Below are 19,644 nucleotides of genomic sequence, written 5' to 3'. Positions count from 1 at the left end.
TGACATTAAACCCCTCGAATGTGGGCTAGATTAAAGCCCAATGTGAGTTGTGTCACCGTTTCGTCACAGAGAGATGTGATTCGTTACCAACGACGGATTGCGGCGAAACGTCAGAATCGAGCTTCCCCGCAAGCGCAGTCGAACGACCGGAACCGGCGTGAGGACCATGTCGTGACGGTCGATTCCGGCGCGCCCACCAGCGATTCCTCGGGGCACATGACGGAGCGAAAGGAACTCCATGAAGTTGCGCACGAAGAGCTGGCTGGCGGTCACCGCCGCGGCCGGACTGGTTCTCGGAGGGGTGAGCCCGGCCCTCGCCGCCGGCAAAGCCGGGCCGAGCGAACACACCGATATGGGCGTCACCGGCGACGCCGCGATGAAGCACCTGCAGAAGATCTCCGACATCTCCACCTCCCACGCGGATGAGGGATTCCGCGCCCTCGGCACCCCCGGCTACGAAGAAGCAGTCGAGTACGTCGAGGACACACTCGAAGCCACCGGAGCCTTCGACGTGAAGCGCCAGTCCTTCGAGCACGAACAGCAGAAGGACGGCACCGTCGAGGTCGTCGTCGGCGGTGAGAAGGTCGACGTCACGACCGCAAGCTACACCGAGGCGACCGAAGAGCCGCTGACCGGCATCCCCGTGGTGCTGCCGGTCGACGACGACAACAGCGACCTGGCCGGAGGGCAGCTCGGCTGCTCCGCCGACGACTATGATGACTCTGCTGAAGGCGCACTCGTCCTCGCCGCTCGCGGAGAGTGCTCGTTCGGTGAGAAGGCGCAGGCCGCCACCGACGCCGGTGCAGCCGCGCTCATCATCTACAACAACGACTCCGCCAACCCCGACGAGGTGCTCAATGCCACCCTCGGCGCCCGGATCGAGAACGGCACGCCGACCGTGACGGTCACCTACAACGTCGGCCAGGACCTCCTGTCCAAGGTCGAGGAAGCCGCCGAAGCCGAGGGCGCCTCGGAGAACGTTGAGAAAGGCGATGCCGAGAAGGGCACAGGACTCTCCGGCGGCGACGAGGCGACAGACGACGAGGCAGTCGACGATGCGACGGCCGACGACGAAGCCGCAGCGGCTGCCGCGCTCACGGCGGACTTCACGCTCGAGACCGAATACGTCACCTCGACGACCTGGAACGTCATCGCCGAGACCAAGGCCGGCGATCATGACAACGTCCAGATGCTCGGTGCCCACCTCGACAGCGTCGCCGAAGGCCCGGGCGTCAACGACAACGGTTCGGGTTCCGCGGCACTGCTGGCCTCAGCCGAGGCGCTGGCGAAGCAGCCCACCGACGTCGACAACGCGATCCGCTTCGGATGGTGGGGCGCCGAAGAGGAGGGGCTCGTCGGTTCGACCCACTATGTCGAGAGCCTCGATGAGGCTGAGCTGTCGAAGATCAAGGCATACATGAACTTCGACATGATCGGCTCCGACAACTACATCGTCGGCACGCTCGACTCCGACGGCTCCGATGTGCCGATCCCCGATGGCGTCAACGTCCCCGAAGGATCCGCCGAGCTCGAAGAGGTCTTCACCGACTACTTCGCCGACAATGATCAGCCCAACGTCGGCACGGACTTCTCCGGCCGGTCGGACTACCAGGCGTTCATCGACAACGGCATTCCCTCCAGCGGTCTGTTCTCCGGCGCCGACGGCACGAAGACCGCCGAGGAAGCCGAGATGTTCGGCGGCACCGTCGGTGAGAAGCACGACACGAACTACCACCAGCCCACGGACACGATCGAGAACGTCAACCGGGACTCGATGGACATCTTCGTTCCTGCGATCGCCTTCGCGGTGCACACGCTGGCCTACGACCTCGTCGATGCGCCGACGGACCCGCCGACGGATCCCACCGATCCGCCGACGGACCCGACCGATCCTCCCGCAGGTGAGCGAGCTCTCAGTGTGGATCCGACCACGATCGAAGCCGATGACTTCGTCGGTGACAAGGGTGTTCAGGTCACCGCGACCGGCTGCACCGCGGACACGACCGCGACGATGACCGTCGACCCGGGCAACGGCAATATCGAGAAGTTCGAACAGACCGCCGAGGTCGGTGAGGACACCGCCGCACGCTTCGGCGTCCGTGGACTCGATGAGTCGCAGGCCGAGACCTACATCGGCAGCTACGCCGTCACCGTCGACTGTGACGGCGGAGATCCGCTGAACGGATCCTTCGAGGTCGTCGCCGCCGAGGACGGCTCCGGAGGCGGTGGCGGCGGGGGAGACCTGCCGCGCACCGGTAACGAGGCCCTGCCGCTGGTCATCTCCGCCGGAGCGCTCATCGTGCTCGGTGTCGCGATGACGATGGGCTCACGCCGCCGCAAGCGCTGAGCATCGGAAAGAATCCCATCGCCGAGGCGGGGCATCAACGAGATCGATTCCCGGACGATGCCCCTGAGGAGCGGCCCTGATCCACGCGGGCCGGCGACTGAGAAAGTTCGCCGGCCCGCGTGCCCATTCACCGGTCGGCCGGTCAAATCCTCGCAACGTGCTGAGATGCGTTCGCTCAGTCGGTGGAGCCGTTGCTCTCTCTCATGCTGACAGGGGACAATGGGCTTCTGTGACTCCCAAACGCTTCTTCAAGTTCTTCGCAGTGGCTGAGACCGTGACCTGGTCTCTGCTCATCATCGGCATGTTCCTCAAGTACGTCACCCACACCACCGAGGTGGGTGTGCGCATCGGCGGAGGCATCCACGGCTTCGTCTTCATCTGCTTCGTCATCGCCGTCATCGGCGTCGGGACCTCGCAGCAGTGGAGCAAGCGCCGCATCGCGACGGGTCTGGGTTCAGCCATCATTCCCTATGCCACCATTCCCTTCGAGCGCTCGGTCGAGAAGACCGGGTCCTTGGAGGGCGACTGGGGCTTGGGCCGCAACGGCCGCACTCCGCAGGGCTGGTTCGAGAAGTTCACCTCGTGGTGCATCCGGTTCCCGTGGCTGGCCATCGGCATCGGTGTCGTCTTCGTCATCCTCGTCTTCTCCGGTCTGCTCATTGCCGGGCCGCCGTGGGAATGGGGCAAGTAGGCGCCTGATCGTCACCGTGTGCCCCCGGTGTGTAGGGCCTTGCGCACCTGATCGTTACCGTGCGCCCGCGATGCGTACGGGACTGCCCGGCCGCCTCGGTGCGTGCGGTCTGCGCCCACGGGGCGTACGGGACTGCCCGGCCGCCTCGGTGCGTGCGGTCTGCGCCCACGGGGCGTACGGGACTGCGCGGCCGCCTCGGCGGGCATCATCGCTGTCCTCCGTCAGCGACCTCGCTTAGGATGAAGGGGACTGGCCGGAAACCGGCCGCCCACCCGCGATGAAAGGCCCACCGATGGACCTGCTCTTCGGCGTCGGAGGAATCGGCGTCCTCGTCCTCATCATTCTGATCGTCCTGTTCGTGATCCTGCGGTCCTATAAGATCGCGTCGCCATCCGAGGCGCTCATCATCACCGGCCGGAACGCCTCGGGAGCATCCGGGACCGGTCGCATCGTCATCGGCGGCCGGTCGGTCGTCTACCCGATCGTGCAGAAGGCGTTCATCCTGTCGCTGTCCTCGCGGCAGATCTCCGTCGAGATCGACGGCATCTCGATCAACGGCATCGCACTGCGTCTGCGCGGAGTCGCGCAGGTCAAGGTCGGCGGCACCGAGGACGATGTGCGCAAGGCCGCGCAGCGCTTCCTCGACCAGCAGGATCAGATCGACCACTATTCGAAGGAGATCCTCTCCGGCACCCTGCGCGCCGTGGTCGGCACGCTCACCGTTGAGCAGATCATCCAGGACCGCGCTTCCTTCGCCGCTCAGGTGCAGGAGGAATCCGCGCATTCGATGAACAACCAGGGCCTCATCATCGACACGTTCCAGATCTCAGCGGTCGAGGACGAGGGCAGCTACCTGCGTGACTGGGGTCGTCCGCAGGCCGCCGAGGTGGCGAAGAACGCCGCCATCGCCGAGGCGAACGCCGGCCGTGCCTCGGCCGTCGAGGAAGCCCAGCAGAACGAGGAGACCCAGAAGCAGCAGGCGCTGACCGACCAGGCCATCGCCGAACAGCAGCAGCAGCTCGCCCTGCGCCGAGCCGCCCTGAAGGAAGAGGCCGACCAGCGACAGGCCTCCGCGGACAATGCCGGCCCGCTCGCTGCCGCCGCCGAGAAGCAGAAGCTGCTCGAGAAGGACCGGGTCGTGGCGAAGGAAGCCGCGGAGCTGCGTGCCGAGCAGCTCGACGCCGAGGTGCGCCGTCCCGCCGACGCCGAACGCTACCGGCAGCAGGCCGCCGCCGATGCCCGGGCGTATGAGATCGAAGCTCAGGGTCGCGCCGAGGCGGCCGCCGAACTGCACCGCCGGTCGAAGGACGCCGAGGCGATCCGACTCGAAGGTGAGGCCGAAGCCGATGCGATCAGGGCCCGCGGTGAGGCGGAGGCCGAAGCGCTGCGGGCGCAGGCCGAGGCATACAAGCAGTTCAACGATGCGGCCGTGCTGTCGAAGGTCCTCGAGGTGCTGCCCTCCGTCGCCGGCGAGCTGGTGGCGCCGTATGCGAACATCAAGGATCTTTCGATCGTGTCCACCGACGGCGAGTCGAAGCTCGCGAACTCGGTGTCGAACAACCTCTCGCAGGTCCTCGAAGTGGTCCGCGGGACGACCGGTGTCGACCTCACCGACCTCGTGGCCAAGGCGAAGAACTCGGGCGGGTCCGGTGACGCTGGCAGTTCGGGCGGGTCTGGCCATGCGGACGGGCCTGACGGTTCGGGGTCGAACGGCACCGGTGGTTCGGGTCGACCAGGCTCGGGCGGAACCGGCGGTTCGGACGATTCGACCAGGTCCGGCGGCTCCGCAAGTTCGACGGGCGGCGGTTCTGCGAACTCGACGGGCGGCTCGGGAGAGGTCGTCGACGGGGTCGTCTCCGATCGTCCCGGACGGAAGCCGAACCGTGGGAACTTCGATCCGAAGGCGTTCCTCGACGAGAGCGGCATCGACCTCGACCGGATCGGCGACGACGTGAAGAAGGCCACCGGATTCGACGTGCAGGGATACATCGACGAGGCGAAGCGCCGCCTCGACGAAGGCGGCAGCAGCGAGACCGGCAGCGGAGATACCGGACGCGGCGATGCCGACGGGACGGAGCCCGGCGACGCTGACGAAGGCGACGAGGGCGGTCGGAACTCCGAAGACTGAACACAGCGCGTCCGTGCGGGGGCGCCCTTGCGGTAGCACCCGTTCGAGAGCTCTCGCCCTGCGCATCCAGCCCCTGCACTGCGCATCCAGCGGCCGTCGAGGACCACCTCGGCGGCCGCTGTCGTTCTCGATCATGTCTCCTGCGGGTGGATCCACCGTGATTCCACGTGCGATATCGAGGTGGATCCACCCGCAGGAAGCTGGGCGGCGATCCGAAGTGCCCTAGAACCGCACAATCGAGTCGTCGCTCATCACACGAAATCGGTCTCACAGTAATGCATAAATAAATGTGCATATGTTAATGTGAGTGGGTCAGGAGGTTTCCATGGCTCACGATCATGCACATTCGACCGGTTCGCGGCGTCGCCTCGGCGCAGTCTTCGCCATCGTCTTCGCGATCTTCGTCTTCCAGCTCATCGGCTCCGTCGTCACCGGCAGCCTCGCGCTGCTCATCGACACCGGTCACAACGCCGTCGATCTCATCGGCATCGGCATCGCGCTCTTCGCCGCCACTCTCGTGCACAAGCCCGCGGGCGGGCAGAAGACCTGGGGATTCCGCCGAGCGGAGGTGCTGGCCGCCGGGGCTCAGGCCACGCTGCTGCTCGGGCTCGGTGTCTACAGCCTCATCGAGGGCATCCGGCGCTTCTTCGTACCACCCGAGGTGCCTGGGCCCGGCCTGCTCCTCTTCGGTGCCATCGGTCTGGTCGGCAACATCGTCTCCATCATCATCCTCAGCTCCTCCAAGGAAGCCTCCCTCAACCTCAAGGCGGCGTTCCTCGAGGTCATCGCCGATGCGCTCGGCTCGGTCGCGGTGATCATCGCCGCCGTGACGATCTGGCTCTTCGGCTGGGACCGCGCCGATGCCGTCGCCGCGCTCGTCATCGCCGCGCTCATCGTGCCACGAGCCTTCGCGATTCTCCGCGAGACAGGTTCGATCCTCCTCGAGGCGGCGCCGAAAGAGCTCGACCTGGAGAAGGTCAAGGCACATATCGAAGGGGTCGAACACGTCAGGGAAGTCCATGACCTGCACGTCACCCGCATCGATTCGAACCTGCCCGTGCTCACTGCGCACGTGGTCCTCGCCGATGAATGCTTCTACGACGGCCATGCCCCGCGGATCCTCGTCGCCCTCCAGGATTGCCTGGCCGAGCACTTCGAAATCGCGATCGAGCACTCGACCTTCCAGTTCGACCGAGCCAAGGACGCCGCGCAGGAGACCCACACTCACGAGTGAGCCGATCGAGGCGCAGACGCAGCCGTCGACACTGAAACAAAGGCGGCACACAGGATGGCGCTAGGAGCCACATAGACCCCGACGCGAGAGTATCGACATGTCTTCCAGTCGTCGCCGCGTGCTCAACATTATTCTCGCCATCGCCTGTGCGCTCGCTCTGAGCCTGTGTCTGGTGCTCTTCCTCTCGCCATGGCGGTCCGGCGAAGACGAAGCCTCGGCAACTCAGCTCACCGGCACCGTCCAACGGGGAACGGTGTCCTCGACGATCTCCGCCAGCGGAACGGTCGCGGCAAAGCGCGAGGTCGATGCCGCTTTCGATGTCGGGGGCACGGTCTCCGACGTCGCGGTGGCGGTCGGAGACACCGTGGAGAAAGGCGACACGGTGGCGAGCTTGGACACGACCGATCTGTCCCAGGCGGTGGCCGATGCGCAGACGGCGCTCGCCGAGGCCGAATACGATCTCAGCGCAGCCCAGAGCGCGGCCGCCTCCTCCGAATCCGCGGACACGACGTCCGGGAGCTCAGAGGGCACATCGGATTCCGGGGAGTCTTCCGGGTCCGGGCAGAGCGGATCGTCCGAGGACACCGTCGACACTGCGGAGGACGCCGTCGACGACGCCACGGACGATCTCGCCGAGGCACAGGACCAACTGGCCGCCGCAACACTGACCGCACCCATCGACGGCCTGGTCATCGCCATCAACGGCGAAGACGGATCGACCGTCAGCGGCGGCTCGAACAGCAGCTCTGGCAGCACTTCCTCGGACGCCGAGGACTCGAGCGGCGCAGAGGGAGGCGAGTCCGGAACCGAGGGCAGTTCCTCCGGTTCCTCGGACGCCTCCGGTTTCATGACGATCGCGGACGTTTCGTCGATGACGATCACCGCCGCGATCCCTGAGGCCGATATCGGCGAGGTGTCGAAGAAGCAGGAAGCCACAGTGACCTTCCCGGCACTTCAGGATGTCGAACAGTCGGCGACCGTCACCGCGATCTCTCCGACCTCTGACAGCTCGTCCTCCGTCGTCACCTATGACACGACGATCGAACTCGACAAGGTTCCCGACGACCTGCGGATCGGCCAGAGCGCTGAGGCCGAAATCGTCACGGATTCCAGCGACGAGGATTCGCTCTACGTCGTCTCGACCGCTGTTTCGACCGATGCGGACGGGGCGAGCAGTGTCGAAGTGGTCGGCGATGACGGCGAGACCTCTCAGGTCGAAGTCACCACCGGCGTCGTCGGAGATGAGGGAACCGAGATCACCGACGGTCTCGAGGAGGGGCAGACGGTGGTGATCGGACAGGCGAGGGAGGGCTCGGAGAACTCGTCCGACGGACAGAACAACGACGAGAGGTCAGGCGGAGAAGGTGGTTCCGGTGCCCAGATGCCCGGAGGCAGCTCCCAGGGCGGCGGGCCGGGAGACGGGCCCGCCGGCGGCGGACCGGGAGGCGGCCAGTGAGTCAGTCAGAGCAGCCGCCTGTGGCCGACGACAGTGGGCGACAGGCCCCCGTAGTCGAGTTGGCCGGCATCGAACAGATCTACGGAAAAGGTGAGATGCGGGTGCACGCACTGCGCGGCATCGACCTCACGGTCGCCAGCGGAGAACAGGTCGCCATCATGGGACCCTCCGGGTCGGGGAAATCGACGATGATGAATCTCATCGGATGCCTGGATGTGCCGACATCGGGGCGCTACCGGCTCGACGGTCTCGAAGTCGGCGACCTCGGTGAGGCCGAACTGGCACGAGTGCGCAATCGACGGATCGGATTCGTCTTTCAATCATTCAACCTCATTGCACGGATGAGTGCGCTGGCCAACGTCGAGCTGCCGCTCGTCTACGGAGGGATCGCACGGCGCGAGCGGCGGGAGCGCGCCCTGGCCGCGCTGGAGAGCGTCGGTCTGGCCGAGCGCGGCGGGCATCAGCCGCATCAGCTCTCGGGCGGTCAGCAGCAGCGGGTCGCGGTGGCTCGTGCGCTGGTGACCGAACCTGCGTTGCTGCTGGCGGACGAACCGACGGGCAACCTCGATGCCGAATCTACTGAGGACGTACTCCGGCTCTTCGAACACCTCGGCGAGCTCGGTCGCACCATCGTCCTCATCACTCATGAGGCCGAAGTGGGAGCTCGAGCCGACAGGCTCGTCACCCTGGCGGACGGCGTGATCGTCGAGGATCGACCGAGAACCCGCGGAGATGATAGCGCAGACCTCGACGACACCGTCGAGTTCCCGCAGTATGCGCCGGTCCGACAGGGGGAGGGCAGGTGAACCCGAGCGATGTGCTGGCCTCCTCGTTGCGCGGCGTCACTGCCAATCCGCTCCGCTCGATCCTCACTATGCTGGGCGTGCTCATCGGTGTCGCCGCGGTCATCGTGCTCACTGCGGTGGGCAACGGCTCCGCTCAGAGCGTGAATGACGCGATCTCGACCCTCGGCAGCTCGACTCTGACGGTACGCAGCTCGAGCGGCGGGATGGGGCCGGGGCAGTCCGGCCAGGATGCGTCCTCGGACCTGACTACCGAGACCGCCGCCGGCTTGTCAGATATGGAGCTCGGGCATGTCGATCTCATCGTTCCCGAAGTCTCAACGACGGCGACGGTCACCGCCGACAGCCTCAGCAGCGACGATGTCAGCGTGATCGGCACCTCGGCAGACTATTTCGAGGTCGGCGACGTCGACCTGTCGTCCGGCTCGGCTTTCGACGCCTCTGCCGAAGAGCAGTCGCAGAAGGTCGTCGTGATCGGCAGCACCATTGCCTCCGACCTCTTCAGCTCCGGGAGCGCCGTGGGCCAGACCATCGGCATCGACGGGACGAGCTACACCGTCTCCGGGGTGATGAGTCAGCAGGATTCGTCCGGTCAGGACGATCCCAACTCATCGATCATCGCCCCCATCGGCAGGGTCCAGGCGAGTCTGACCGGATTAGGATCCGTCGATTCGCTGACGGTTCTCGCTTCGGACTCCGACTCTGTGATCGCTGCCGAGGGTGAGCTCGAGATCGGTCTCAATCAGCTCCTCGGGATCGACGATGAGGACGACGAGACCTATTCCATCGTCAATCAGTCCGAGCTGCTCGAGACTCAGCAGGAGACCGCGCAGACCTTCACGGTGCTGCTTGCTGCCGTCGCGGGGATCAGCCTGCTCGTCGGCGGCATCGGAGTCACCAACATCATGCTCGTCACCGTCACCGAACGCACCCGAGAGATCGGCATCCGGAAGGCGCTCGGTGCCGCCCGACCGGCGATACTCATGCAGTTCCTCGTCGAGGCGGCTCTGCTCACCCTGGCCGGCGGCATCCTCGGTGTTCTTCTCGCTATCGTCGTCACGCGTTTCGAGATCAGCGGGACGCAGCCGGTCATCGTCGCGGCATCGATACCGATCGCCCTCGGAATCTCGGTGGCCATCGGCATCTTCTTCGGCGTCTATCCGGCGTGGCGGGCGGCCTCGATGCGGCCCATCGAGGCGCTGAGAAGCTCGTGAGACGAGATCGAGCCCTCGAGGCGGGTGAGCGGGCACCGAATCCGCACGAACCGGGCAGACACCGACGGAGACGACAGGCAATGACCGAGAAGGCAGAGAGGAACGCACTATGACCACCGATCCGACACCGAGAGAGTCCGACGAGGAGACGATGCACGCGGCAGGAGGCAGGAAACGTCCTCTGACCTCCCGCAAGACCACCCTCATCCTCGGCGGGGCCGCCCTGTTCCTCGCAGGCGGTCTCGCAGGAATCGGCGTGATGCAGTTCGCGCCGAATCAGTCCGGGCCCGGAGGCGGAGGCCCTGGGCAGAGCCAGATGCAGGGCGGAGGCGACGCGCCGGGCGGGTCCCAGTCCGAAGGCGATGAGGCAGATCGATCCGGAGACGAGTCGGGCAGCTCGGGGTCGGAAGGATCCGGGTCGGAAGGATCCGACTCGGGATCCGGTGCTTCGTCAGCGGAGGACGCAGACGCCCCGGCAGAGGGTTAGGCGGACTCCGTCAACCCGGGCCACGACGGCGACTGCGTGAGGAGACTGTGCCGGTTCGCCTCGCCGCGGGAGAATCAGCGTCCGGGCAGGAGCTCCAGTAATTCGGTGCGGAAGCGTTCGAGCTTGGCCGGGTCGATCGAGACGCCGAAGCCGACCCCGGTGGGAACGGCGACCTTGCCGTTGCGCATGACGACCTCCTCGGTGATGTCTTCGTGGAAGAAACGGTTCGACCCGGAGATGTCGCCGGGCAGGGTGAAGCCCGGCAACGAGGCCAGGGCCGCGTTCGCCGCGCGTCCCAGGCCCGTCTCGACCATCCCGCCGTGCCACACGGCGACCCCGTGCGCGGCGGCGAGGTCGTGGATCTTCTTCGCCTCGATGAAGCCGCCGACCCGTCCGGGTTTGATGTTGATCACCGAGGTGGCTCCGAGCATGATCGCATCCGCGGCCGCCTCGGCGGAGACGATGGATTCGTCGAGGCACATCGGGGTGTCCATGAGCTTCGCAAGCTCCGCATGCTGCCGGATGTCGGCCTCGCCGAGGGGCTGTTCGATGAGGAGGAGACCGTATTCGTCGAGGCGGCGCAGGTGTGCGGCATCGACGAGGGTGTAGGCGGCGTTCGCGTCGACCTGGAAACCGAAGTCGTCGCCGAAGGCCTTGCGCACGGCGGCGACCGGAGCGATGTCCTTGCCGGGCTTGATCTTCAGCTTGATCCGGGCGTAACCCTCCTCGAGGTATCCGCCGATGACCTTGACGGTCTCCTCGACGGAGTCCTGAATGCCCACCGACACTCCCGACGGGACGGAGTCGACGACCCCGCCGAGGTAGTCCTTGAACGACTGGTCGTGGAGTTTCAGCTGGGCTTCGATGACCGCCATCTCGAGTGCGGACTTCGCCATCGGGTGGCCGATGACGTGGCGCAGGTGCCAGCCGACGGTCTCGGCGGTCAGGTCCTCGACGTCGAAGAGGATGGGCGCCAGCCAGCGGCGAGTGACGTCGATGCCTGCGGCGACATACTCGGAGGAGTACAGCGGGGCGATCATCGCCACCGACTCACCCCATCCGGTGATCTCACCCTTGGGAGTGTCGAAGACCGCCTCGACGAGGTAGCAGTCCTTCTCGGTCTCTCGCATGAACGAGGTCTCGAACGGGGTGACCAGGGGGATGGAGACCTGGTGGAGGGTGACTGACTTCAGCTTCATGGGGCTGGCTCCTTCTGCGCATTTACCGTGCAATCCTTGCGCAGCTCCTGCGCAATGCGGCGGATGGTTCTTTCCCTCAGCTTAGGCCAGCAACCCCTGGAGCAGCGGACCCGCGATTGATAGTGTGAACGAAAGTCTTCCTGTCAGCGAGGGGGCCACGTCATGAACGACTACCTGCGCACGCTCGCTGCGCGCAGACAGTCCTGGTTCGGCCTCAAACTCCCGGTCAAGGCCGCCCTCGCCCAGCCCTTCCTCCACCCTTTGCTGCGCATGATCGCGCCCCGAGTCAAAGGGCTGAAGATCGGCCGCCTGCCCGCTCCGATCGAACTGACCGAAGTCCGCGGACGGTCCGGCTGCGCCGACTTCTACCTCGTCGAACCCTTCCGCTGCGAGATCGCCAAGGAGTTCTACTGGGGCCGAGGTAGACGCACCGAACCCGAGGACGCGTTCGCCCTCGACCTCATGGTCGACCTCAGCTCCGACGCCGAGGTGTTCCTCGACATCGGCGCCTACACCGGGGTCTTCACCATGGCCGTGCTCGCGGCGAATCCGCGGACCCGCGCCCATACGTTCGAGATCATCCCGGCTGTGGTCGCCGGCATCGAGAAGAACCTCGAGCGCAACGGTTTCACCGACCGGGTCACCGTCCATCCCACCGGAGTCGGCAACCCCGGTACATGGATGAAGGTGCCCCTCGGCAATGGCGGGTCGGCCCTGCCGTCGTTCTACTCCGCCGATATGGATTTCGACTCCGACGCCGAGGTGCGCTTCACCTCCCTCGACGATCTCCTTCCCGAACTGCTGGAGGAGGATCCCGGATGGGATACAGCCGCGTCCGGGGCGGAGGCCGACGCGCACGATCGCACGCGGGTGACCGTGAAGATCGACGTCGAAGGCGGCGAGAACGAGGTCTTCGCCAACGGGCAGGAATTCCTCGACACATTCCATCCCGACATCCTCTGCGAAGTCCTCGAGGACCGCGCGAGGCCACGCGAACTCATGGGCCACCTCGGCGGGCACGGCTACCACTACTATCTCGTCGGCGAAGATCGGCTCCTCGCCCGGAAGGCGATCAGGCCGGATCCGCAGCTGCGCGATTGGCTGTTCACGCTCAAGTCACCGGCGGAGATGCAAGCCGCCGGATACCCCGTGGATTAGCTGGCTTTCGTCGTCGGCGCCGAGGCCGAACCTGAGTGGAGGGCCTTCAGCCAGTCTGTCGGCGCTGGGCTCGTGTTGATTCCGCTGGCGAGAGGCGGTCGCCCGGACCGCTCCGGAGTCCAGGAAGTGGGTACAGAATGCACATTTTCCGAGGGATTTTGGCATTCTGTACCCACTTGTGGGCGTGAGTGAGGAATCGTTGACTTGCTGACGTAACCGCTACGCCAGCCAAGGCCGGCGCCCGCCTCGCCCCGCCGCCTCTCAGCCCTTCAGCTGGTCGGCGATGAGGGCGGCGAGGAGTGCGGTGCGCGGTGCGATCTCGGCGATGACGGCATGCTCATGCTCGGCGTGCGCACCGTCGCCGACGGCACCGAGGCCGTCGAGGGTGGGGATGCCGTCACCGGCCGTGAAATTCCCGTCCGAGGCCCCGCCCACGGACACGCCTTCAGGAACAGGCAGCTCGAGTTCATCCGCCAGCGCTCTCGCCCGATCGAACAGCGCCGCCGACTGTTCGCGCTCGAACGGCGGGCGATTGATCCCGCCGAGCACCTCGGTCGTCGAGCCCTCCACCTGCGGATTCTTCGCCAATTCGCGGATCTGCGCATCGACGCGCTCGAGCTCCGCCGCAGTCCGGGCGCGCACATCGATGTCCACCCGCGCTTCGGCGGGCACCGTGTTCGACGTCGTACCCGCACTGATCACGGTCGGCACCACCGTCGTCCCCGCCTCGGCGTCGGCGAGGTCCGCCACCAGCGGCAGGGTCAGCGCCAGCGCCATGCCCGCGTTGATCCCCTTCTCCGGTTCGAGCCCCGCATGCGAGGCCTTGCCCGAGAAGATGAGGACGTAGTTGCTCGTGCCCTTGCGCTCGAGCTTGAGCGCACCGCCGGCGCTCGCCTCCATCACGAACACGGCACCGGCGTCGGCCGCCTCAGCGCGGATGAGATCGGACGAAGTCAGCGAGCCGATCTCCTCATCGCCGGTGACGAGGATCGACAGACCGGCCAGAGCACCATCGCCGAGGCGGTCGCGCAGGATCGCGGTCGCATGCACGCTCATGATCGCCCCGGTGAGCATGTCGAAGCTGCCGGGCCCGCGGAGGATGCCGTCGTCGGTGGAGAACGGGATGCGTTCGAGCGTGCCGTGCGGCCACACCGTGTCCTGGTGGTTGAGGAGGACGACCCGAGTGGGGCCGGTGCCGAAGCGCAGACGCAGATGAGTGGTGCCTTCGACCTCGAGCAGCTCCGCCTCGGCGCCGAGGCGGTCCTTGAGGAGCGCGGCGAAGTCCCGCGCACCGGCGGCCACCGCATTCTTGTCGCTCGACGGAGTCTCGAGGGTGATCACTCGTTCGATGTCGGCGAGGATGTCGGGCAGGCGCTCTGCGGCCTGATTGACGAGGTCAGCGGGCTGGAGGTCGGATGAAGTGAGCGAGGTCATGCTCCGATTCTACGGAGGGCGGCTCGCGGGGTGTGCGGTGTCCGGATGGTGCGACCGACAGCGACCGGATTCATCGGAGCGGGCTAGGGCATTCGACGCGTGTTGTCCGGATGAGGCGACAGCGGGTTCGGACCGCGCGCGAACCCTGCCGTCTGTGGTTTGCTAGTCCTATGGGTGAGGCAGTCAGCTCCAAGCGGTACACGCCGGAGGAACGCACACTGTATCGGGAGAAGCTCGCGGAGAACCTCGAGCTCTTCGATACCTACCTGCGTCATGCGGAGTTCAAATCCGCGGGCACGATCGGGCTCGAACTCGAGCTCAACCTCGTCGACGCCGGGAACCAGCCGAGCCTGCGCAACAAGGAGGTGCTCGACCGCCTCGACGACGAGTTCCAGTCCGAGATCGGCGGGTTCAACCTCGAACTCAACCACCCGGTGCTCCAGGTCGCCGGACGCGGACTCAAGACCCTCGAAGCCGGTGTCGCCCACCGGCTTGAAAAGGCGCAGAAGGCCGCCGAGGCGGACGGGCTGAAGGCGGTGTCGATCGGAACGCTGCCGACCCTGACCACCGAATTCCTCACCGACGAGTCGTGGATGACCGAGGAGAATCGCTACGAGGCGCTGAGCAACTCGATCATCGATGCGCGCGGTGAGTACGTGCGGATCGAACTCGGCCGCGAGGAGCGGTACCGGGCGGAGTTCTCCGATATCGCCCCCGAGGCCTCCTGCACGTCGATGCAGCTGCACCTGCAGGTGGCGCCGAACCGGTTCGCCGATGCGTGGAATGCCTCGCAGGCGATCGCCGCCGCTCAGGTGGCGGTGGCGGCGAACTCGCCGCTGTTCGTCGGGCGGAAGCTGTGGCACGAGTCCCGGATCCCGGTGTTCTCGCAGTCCATCGACACGCGCACGCCGGAGCTGGTCAATCAGGGTGTGCGGCCTCGCGTGTGGTTCGGGGAACGTTGGATCACCAGCGTGTTCGACCTCTTCGAGGAAAACGTCCGCTATTTCCCGCCGCTGCTGCCCGAGATCAAGGACTTCGTCGAGTTCCGCGCCGCCGACGCCCCGAAGCTCTTCGAACTCAACCTGCACAACGGCACCGTATGGCGCTGGAACCGGCCGATCTACAACTCGGGTGACAGCGGCGCGCACATCCGGGTCGAGAACCGACTGCTGCCGGCCGGACCGACGCCGGTCGACATGGTCGCCGACGCCGCCTTCTACTACGGGCTGGCCGAATTCCTCGTCGGGGAGAACCGTCCAGTATGGTCGCGGATGTCGTTCGCCGAGGCCGAGGAGAACTTCTTCGCGTGCGCCAAGGATGGCATCGAAGCGCGGGTGACCTGGCCGAAGATCGGGCGGATCGGCGTCGCCGACCTCGTCACCGATGTGCTCGCACCGCAGGCCAGGCGCGGTCTGGCGAGGCTGAACATCGACAAGGACGTCATCGATGAATACATGTCGATCATCGAGGGTCGGGCCGAGAATCGTGTCAACGGTGCCACCTGGCAGCTGCGCACGCTCGAGAGCCTGGCTCCCGGCAGTCGGCACGACTCACCGGAACGCCGCGAAGGACTGGCCAGGATGATGGATGCGTATCTGGCCAATCAGGCCTCGGGCAAGCCCGTCCACACCTGGGAGATCCCCACCTGAGGCTCAGCTTCTCGCTGAGGAGTCAGACCCTCAGAGGCGCTCGACCTCGACGAAGACGACGTCGGCGCTGCCGCCGGGGTTCGAGACCTCGTGCTCGGAGCCGGCCGGGCGAGTGTAGGAGACTCCGGCCTCGAGTTCGGCGTGGATCTCGGTGCCGTCCGCATTGCGCACGTGCATCGTGTCAGTGACCATCGGCACCACGACGTACTCGTGCTCATGCTTGTGCATCGGGATGACCCCGTCTGGTCTGATCGTCCACCTCGTCACCCGGAACACACCGTTGTCGAGCTGGACCTCGCCGGTCGAACCGGTGTCTTCTGCGTCGCATGCGGCCATGATGTGATCTCCTTCGATGCTCGAGTGGACACGTGAACGAACGTACCGATCTCACTGTATCGCTCGCTCGTGCTGAGCGGGCTCGCGCGCTGAACGCTGGGCATCCCCTCGCCGCACCCCACGTCGCACTCACCGCGCACCTGCGTGCGGGAACGAACCCCTCGACGCGGCCCGCCTCTCCCGGGCTAGCATGAGGGATATGCGATACCCACTTGCTGACATCGACGACGTCGACGATGACATCCGCGCCCAGATCCTCGAGGTGGCCGAGAAGTCGGGCTTCGTGCCCAACGTCTTCCTCGCCCTGGCTCGCCGCCCCGCCGAATTCCGCGCTTTCTTCGCCTACTATGACGCGCTCATGGAGAAGGAGACGGGGAACCTCACCAAGGCAGATCGGGAGATGATCGTCGTGGCCACCTCGGCGATCAATCACTGCCTCTACTGCGTCGTCGCCCACGGGGCGATGCTGCGGATCTTCGCAAAGGACGCCTTCATCGCCGACGTCGTCGCCACGAACTACCGCCAGGCAGACATCAGTGCACGTCAGAAGGCGATGCTCGACTTCGCCGTCAAGGTCTGCGAAGAACCCTGGGCCGTCAGCGACGCCGACCACGCGATACTTGCCGAGCACGGCTTCGACGACGAGGACGCTTGGGACATCGCCGCGATCACCGGCTTCTTCGGCCTGTCCAACCGTATGGCCCACATCTCCGGGATGGTCCCGAACCCGGAGTTCTACACCCTCGGCCGCGTCCCGCGCGAGAAGAAGTGAACCGATGACCGCCGACACCCCCGCCCGAGGCCAAGCCGCCCCCGCCGAGGTGGCCCCCACGTCGTCCGCCTCCAGCAGTTCCAGCTCGGTCCCCTCCGTCCCCGCCGCCTCCGCCCGGTCCGGGCTCGTCCGACCGTTCGCCGCGATGGGCATCGTCGCCACGGTCAATGCGATGCAGCGGGCCGGCCGCGACACTATCGCCATGTGTCTGGGCGAACCGACCCAAGGCGCACCCAGCCCCGTGCTGGCCCGTGCCGCCGAGGTCGCCCGCGCCGGCACCGGGCTCGGCTACTCGCCGATCTTCGGCATCCCCGAACTGCGCGAAGCCATCGCCGGACACTATCGCGACTGGTACGGCCTCGACATCCCACCCGAACGCATCGCCGTGACCACCGGCTCCTCGGGGGCATTCCAGACGACGTTCCTCACCTGCTTCGACGTCGGTGACCGCGTGGCTCTGGCCAGGCCCGGGTACGGGGCGTACAAGAACATCCTCGCCGCACTCGGCTGTGAGGTCGTCGAACTCGACTGCGGACCCGACGAAGGGTTCCAACCCAACGTCGAACTCCTGGCCGCCGCTCACGCCGAGGCGCCGCTCAAGGGCCTCATGCTCGCCTCCCCGGCAAATCCGACGGGCACGATGATCGGGCCCGAGGCGCTTGGGCAGATCGTCGACTGGTGCCGGGCGAACGGGGTGCAGGTGATCTCGGACGAGATCTACCACGGCATCAGCTACATCGGCACCCGCGGCGAATGCGCACTCGCCCACGACGACACGGCCATCGTCATCTCCTCGTTTTCGAAGTACTGGGGCATGACCGGATGGCGGCTGGGGTGGGCGATCCTGCCCGAGTCCCTCATCGCCCCGGCCCAGAACGTCACGGGAAACCTGTCACTGTGCGCCCCGGTGCCCGCCCAGTATGCGGCCGTCGCCGGCTTCACCGACGAATCCTATGCCGAGTGCGAAGCCGCCGTGGCGTCCTTCGCCGGAGCCCGCGACCACGTCCTGGAAGCGCGCGATGACCTCGGTTTCGGCGAGATGGCCCCACCCGACGGTGCCTTCTACATGTACGCCCGCATCGACGACATCCTCGACCGGGCGGGACTCGACACCGCCGGACACTGGTGCGCGCAGGTGCTCGACGCGACCGGCGTGGCCCTGGCGCCGGGCGATGACTTCGACTCCGTCGACGGGTCCCGCTCGGTGCGTCTGTCCCTGGCCGTCGGTGCCGGCCGCACCGCCGAGGCCATCGACCGCATCCTCGACTACATGGGATGAGTTCCGCCGAGGTGACCGAACCGGGTCCGACCCCTGCCCCACGCGCCCTGCCGTTCCTCGGGGTGATCGTCGCGGCTGTGCTGCTGGGCTCGGCAGGTCTGTTCGTCATCCTCGCCGAGGCGACCGCCCCCACCGCTGCCTTTCTGCGGTGTTGGATCGCGGTCGTCGTCCTCGCGCCGTTGGCCGTGCTTGAGATCCGCAGGCACGGGAAGATTCCGCCGCAGGCTCTGGTCATCGCCGGCGTCTCCGGCGCTGCTCTGGGTCTGGACTATGTGCTGTGGGCGCAGAGCGTGCTCGATGCCGGGCTCGGGGTCTCCACCGTGCTCATCAGCGTCCAGGTCATCGTGTTCCCGGCGCTGGTCTGGATCTTCGGCGGGAACCGCCCGGGATGGCTGTTCATCGGCTGCATTCCACTCATGATCATCGGCATGCTGCTCACCGGGGGAGTCTTCGGAGTCGATGCCGCCGCGGCGAACCCGACACGGGGCGCGGTCTTCGGGATCCTCTCGGGCATCCTCTACGGCGTCTACATCTTCGGCATCCATCACTGCCGGAAGATCGCCCCGCAGTACGTCGTCGCTCCCGTCGAGGTCGGCACCATCGCGGCCGGGGTGATGACGGCGGCAGCCGGGATCGCCCTCGGCGGACTCGACTTCGACCTCGGTTGGGATGGCTGGGCCTGGATGCTCGCGCTGGCCGTCTGCGGTCAGGCCCTGTCCTGGGTGCTGCTGAGCATCTCGAGCCCCTTGGTTCCGGTGCCCACGACGGCCGCGCTCATGCTGCTGCAGCCGCTGTCGGCCGTGGTGCTCGGTTCGCTCATCGCCGGCGAGCGCCTGCAGCCGGCCCAGTGGATCGGTGCGGTCATCGTCGCCGCGATCGTCTGGGTCGTCGGGGGAGGCCCGGCGGCGCTGACGCGAAGGCGGCGCTGACTGAGGTCGCGGAGGCGAACCCCGCGCGGTGATCGCTGCGGCGGGCCACCTCGGCGAGGTCAGTGCGCCGAGGTCATCCCATCTCTGATCAGTGCTCGTGGGCCTCGACGGTGTGCGCGATGGCGTCGATGATGATGTGGGCGACGTGGTCGTCCTTGAGCGAATAGTAGGCTTCGCGGCCGATGCGATTGACGCCGACGAGGTGGAGCCCGCGAAGGAACTTCAGGTGCTGGGACACGAGCGGCTGGGACAGTCCGGTCGATTCGACGATGTGCGTCACCGTCGCCTCACCGTGGGTGAGCACGAGCAGCATCTTCAGCCGCGAGGGGGTGGCGAGTGCCTTGAACAGGTCGGCGGTCTCGGTGATGGCTTCGAGGTTGTCCTCGGGATTGAGCAGGAGCTGTTCGACCTCGTCGTCGACGTGTTCGGGTTCGGTTGTGGAAGCCATGAGTGCAGATTACCGGAGAACCGCGACCGCCCGCCGCATCCGGGCTGCTGTGAGGCGACGCCGGCACTTCCCGCCGAGGT

General features: G+C 66.4%; 17 protein-coding genes. 13 read left to right on the top strand and 4 right to left on the bottom strand.

Annotation, left to right across the window (positions count from 1 at the left end):
* Window positions 1-238 precede the first annotated feature (238 nt).
* From J9314_RS17765 to J9314_RS17730, 8 genes are all read left to right on the top strand, one after another.
* Window positions 239-2,347: a M28 family peptidase gene (locus tag J9314_RS17765; RefSeq protein WP_210603626.1), complete on the top strand. Its 2,109-nt coding sequence runs from the start codon at window positions 239-241 to the stop codon at window positions 2,345-2,347.
* A 229-nt stretch (window positions 2,348-2,576) separates the two neighbouring features.
* Window positions 2,577-3,038: a DUF3817 domain-containing protein gene (locus tag J9314_RS17760; RefSeq protein ID WP_210603625.1), complete on the top strand. Its 462-nt coding sequence runs from the start codon at window positions 2,577-2,579 to the stop codon at window positions 3,036-3,038.
* A gap of 292 nt (window positions 3,039-3,330) precedes the next feature.
* Window positions 3,331-5,166 carry a flotillin family protein gene (locus J9314_RS17755; protein ID WP_210603624.1) on the top strand — a complete coding sequence of 612 codons (1,836 nt, stop codon included), beginning with the start codon at window positions 3,331-3,333 and terminating at the stop codon, window positions 5,164-5,166.
* Between the two features lie 325 nt (window positions 5,167-5,491).
* The gene (locus tag J9314_RS17750) at window positions 5,492-6,400 is read left to right on the top strand and encodes a cation diffusion facilitator family transporter (protein WP_210603623.1); all 909 of its coding nucleotides are present in this window, start codon (window positions 5,492-5,494) and stop codon (window positions 6,398-6,400) included.
* Between the two features lie 97 nt (window positions 6,401-6,497).
* Window positions 6,498-7,856, top strand: a complete 1,359-nt coding sequence (locus J9314_RS17745) for an efflux RND transporter periplasmic adaptor subunit (RefSeq protein WP_210603622.1) — start codon at window positions 6,498-6,500, stop codon at window positions 7,854-7,856.
* Window positions 7,853-8,662 carry an ABC transporter ATP-binding protein gene (locus tag J9314_RS17740; protein WP_246490487.1) on the top strand — a complete coding sequence of 270 codons (810 nt, stop codon included), beginning with the start codon at window positions 7,853-7,855 and terminating at the stop codon, window positions 8,660-8,662. The genes J9314_RS17745 and J9314_RS17740 overlap by 4 nt, the downstream gene beginning before the upstream one ends.
* A complete protein-coding gene (locus J9314_RS17735) occupies window positions 8,659-9,873 on the top strand; it encodes an ABC transporter permease (RefSeq protein ID WP_210603621.1) in 1,215 nt (404 codons plus the stop codon). The genes J9314_RS17740 and J9314_RS17735 overlap by 4 nt, the downstream gene beginning before the upstream one ends.
* A 109-nt stretch (window positions 9,874-9,982) precedes the next feature.
* Window positions 9,983-10,360 (top strand): hypothetical protein, encoded by a 378-nt coding sequence (locus J9314_RS17730; protein WP_210603620.1) that lies wholly within the window; start codon window positions 9,983-9,985, stop codon window positions 10,358-10,360.
* A gap of 74 nt (window positions 10,361-10,434) precedes the next feature.
* Here the strand turns inward: J9314_RS17730 and menC are convergent, their stop codons facing one another.
* The gene (gene menC / locus J9314_RS17725) at window positions 10,435-11,559 is read right to left on the bottom strand and encodes an o-succinylbenzoate synthase (RefSeq protein ID WP_210603619.1); all 1,125 of its coding nucleotides are present in this window, start codon (window positions 11,557-11,559) and stop codon (window positions 10,435-10,437) included.
* Between the two features lie 162 nt (window positions 11,560-11,721).
* Between menC and J9314_RS17720 the strand changes: the two genes are divergently transcribed.
* A complete protein-coding gene (locus J9314_RS17720) occupies window positions 11,722-12,717 on the top strand; it encodes an FkbM family methyltransferase (protein WP_210603618.1) in 996 nt (331 codons plus the stop codon).
* Between the two features lie 261 nt (window positions 12,718-12,978).
* Here the strand turns inward: J9314_RS17720 and J9314_RS17715 are convergent, their stop codons facing one another.
* Entirely contained in the window at window positions 12,979-14,151 is a 1,173-nt protein-coding gene (locus J9314_RS17715) for a M20 family metallopeptidase (RefSeq protein ID WP_210603617.1), read from the bottom strand.
* 170 nt (window positions 14,152-14,321) lie between these two features.
* Here J9314_RS17715 and J9314_RS17710 point away from each other — a divergent pair, with 170 nt between their 5' ends.
* Window positions 14,322-15,800: a glutamate-cysteine ligase family protein gene (locus J9314_RS17710; protein ID WP_210603616.1), complete on the top strand. Its 1,479-nt coding sequence runs from the start codon at window positions 14,322-14,324 to the stop codon at window positions 15,798-15,800.
* Window positions 15,801-15,830: 30 nt separating this feature from the next.
* Here J9314_RS17710 and J9314_RS17705 read toward each other — a convergent pair whose 3' ends face one another.
* Window positions 15,831-16,136 carry a cupin domain-containing protein gene (locus J9314_RS17705; RefSeq protein WP_210603615.1) on the bottom strand — a complete coding sequence of 102 codons (306 nt, stop codon included), beginning with the start codon at window positions 16,134-16,136 and terminating at the stop codon, window positions 15,831-15,833.
* Window positions 16,137-16,335: 199 nt separating this feature from the next.
* Here J9314_RS17705 and J9314_RS17700 point away from each other — a divergent pair, with 199 nt between their 5' ends.
* The 3 genes from J9314_RS17700 to J9314_RS17690 all read left to right on the top strand — a co-directional run bounded on the left by J9314_RS17700 (window position 16,336) and on the right by J9314_RS17690 (window position 19,116).
* Window positions 16,336-16,908, top strand: coding sequence for a peroxidase-related enzyme (locus J9314_RS17700; RefSeq protein ID WP_210603614.1), 573 nt, complete (start codon window positions 16,336-16,338; stop codon window positions 16,906-16,908).
* Between the two features lie 145 nt (window positions 16,909-17,053).
* Window positions 17,054-18,187, top strand: coding sequence for a pyridoxal phosphate-dependent aminotransferase (locus tag J9314_RS17695; protein ID WP_425514190.1), 1,134 nt, complete (start codon window positions 17,054-17,056; stop codon window positions 18,185-18,187).
* Complete coding sequence (locus J9314_RS17690; protein WP_210603612.1) at window positions 18,184-19,116, top strand: DMT family transporter; 933 nt, start codon at window positions 18,184-18,186, stop codon at window positions 19,114-19,116. Before J9314_RS17695 ends, J9314_RS17690 begins: the two co-directional genes overlap by 4 nt.
* An 88-nt stretch (window positions 19,117-19,204) precedes the next feature.
* On the opposite strand, the gene J9314_RS17685 is transcribed toward J9314_RS17690, so the two are convergent.
* Entirely contained in the window at window positions 19,205-19,564 is a 360-nt protein-coding gene (locus tag J9314_RS17685; RefSeq protein WP_181275075.1) for an ArsR/SmtB family transcription factor, read from the bottom strand.
* Window positions 19,565-19,644 lie beyond the last annotated feature (80 nt).

This window comes from Brevibacterium oceani (assembly GCF_017948325.1).
Classification (GTDB): domain Bacteria; phylum Actinomycetota; class Actinomycetes; order Actinomycetales; family Brevibacteriaceae; genus Brevibacterium; species Brevibacterium oceani.
The sequence above is the reverse complement of the archived record's forward strand: the minus strand, read 5'-3'. Positions and strand labels throughout refer to the sequence as shown.

Coding starts and splice junctions, on each gene's coding strand:
- J9314_RS17705 (WP_210603615.1), bottom strand. CDS start 16,136: ATGGCCGCATGCGACGCAGAAGACACCGGTTCGACCGGCGAGGTCCAG.
- J9314_RS17700 (WP_210603614.1), top strand. CDS start 16,336: ATGCGATACCCACTTGCTGACATCGACGACGTCGACGATGACATCCGC.
- J9314_RS17710 (WP_210603616.1), top strand. CDS start 14,322: ATGGGTGAGGCAGTCAGCTCCAAGCGGTACACGCCGGAGGAACGCACA.
- J9314_RS17720 (WP_210603618.1), top strand. CDS start 11,722: ATGAACGACTACCTGCGCACGCTCGCTGCGCGCAGACAGTCCTGGTTC.
- J9314_RS17685 (WP_181275075.1), bottom strand. CDS start 19,564: ATGGCTTCCACAACCGAACCCGAACACGTCGACGACGAGGTCGAACAG.
- J9314_RS17715 (WP_210603617.1), bottom strand. CDS start 14,151: ATGACCTCGCTCACTTCATCCGACCTCCAGCCCGCTGACCTCGTCAAT.
- J9314_RS17745 (WP_210603622.1), top strand. CDS start 6,498: ATGTCTTCCAGTCGTCGCCGCGTGCTCAACATTATTCTCGCCATCGCC.
- J9314_RS17695 (WP_425514190.1), top strand. CDS start 17,054: ATGGGCATCGTCGCCACGGTCAATGCGATGCAGCGGGCCGGCCGCGAC.
- menC (WP_210603619.1), bottom strand. CDS start 11,559: ATGAAGCTGAAGTCAGTCACCCTCCACCAGGTCTCCATCCCCCTGGTC.
- J9314_RS17690 (WP_210603612.1), top strand. CDS start 18,184: ATGAGTTCCGCCGAGGTGACCGAACCGGGTCCGACCCCTGCCCCACGC.
- J9314_RS17755 (WP_210603624.1), top strand. CDS start 3,331: ATGGACCTGCTCTTCGGCGTCGGAGGAATCGGCGTCCTCGTCCTCATC.
- J9314_RS17765 (WP_210603626.1), top strand. CDS start 239: ATGAAGTTGCGCACGAAGAGCTGGCTGGCGGTCACCGCCGCGGCCGGA.
- J9314_RS17730 (WP_210603620.1), top strand. CDS start 9,983: ATGACCACCGATCCGACACCGAGAGAGTCCGACGAGGAGACGATGCAC.
- J9314_RS17750 (WP_210603623.1), top strand. CDS start 5,492: ATGGCTCACGATCATGCACATTCGACCGGTTCGCGGCGTCGCCTCGGC.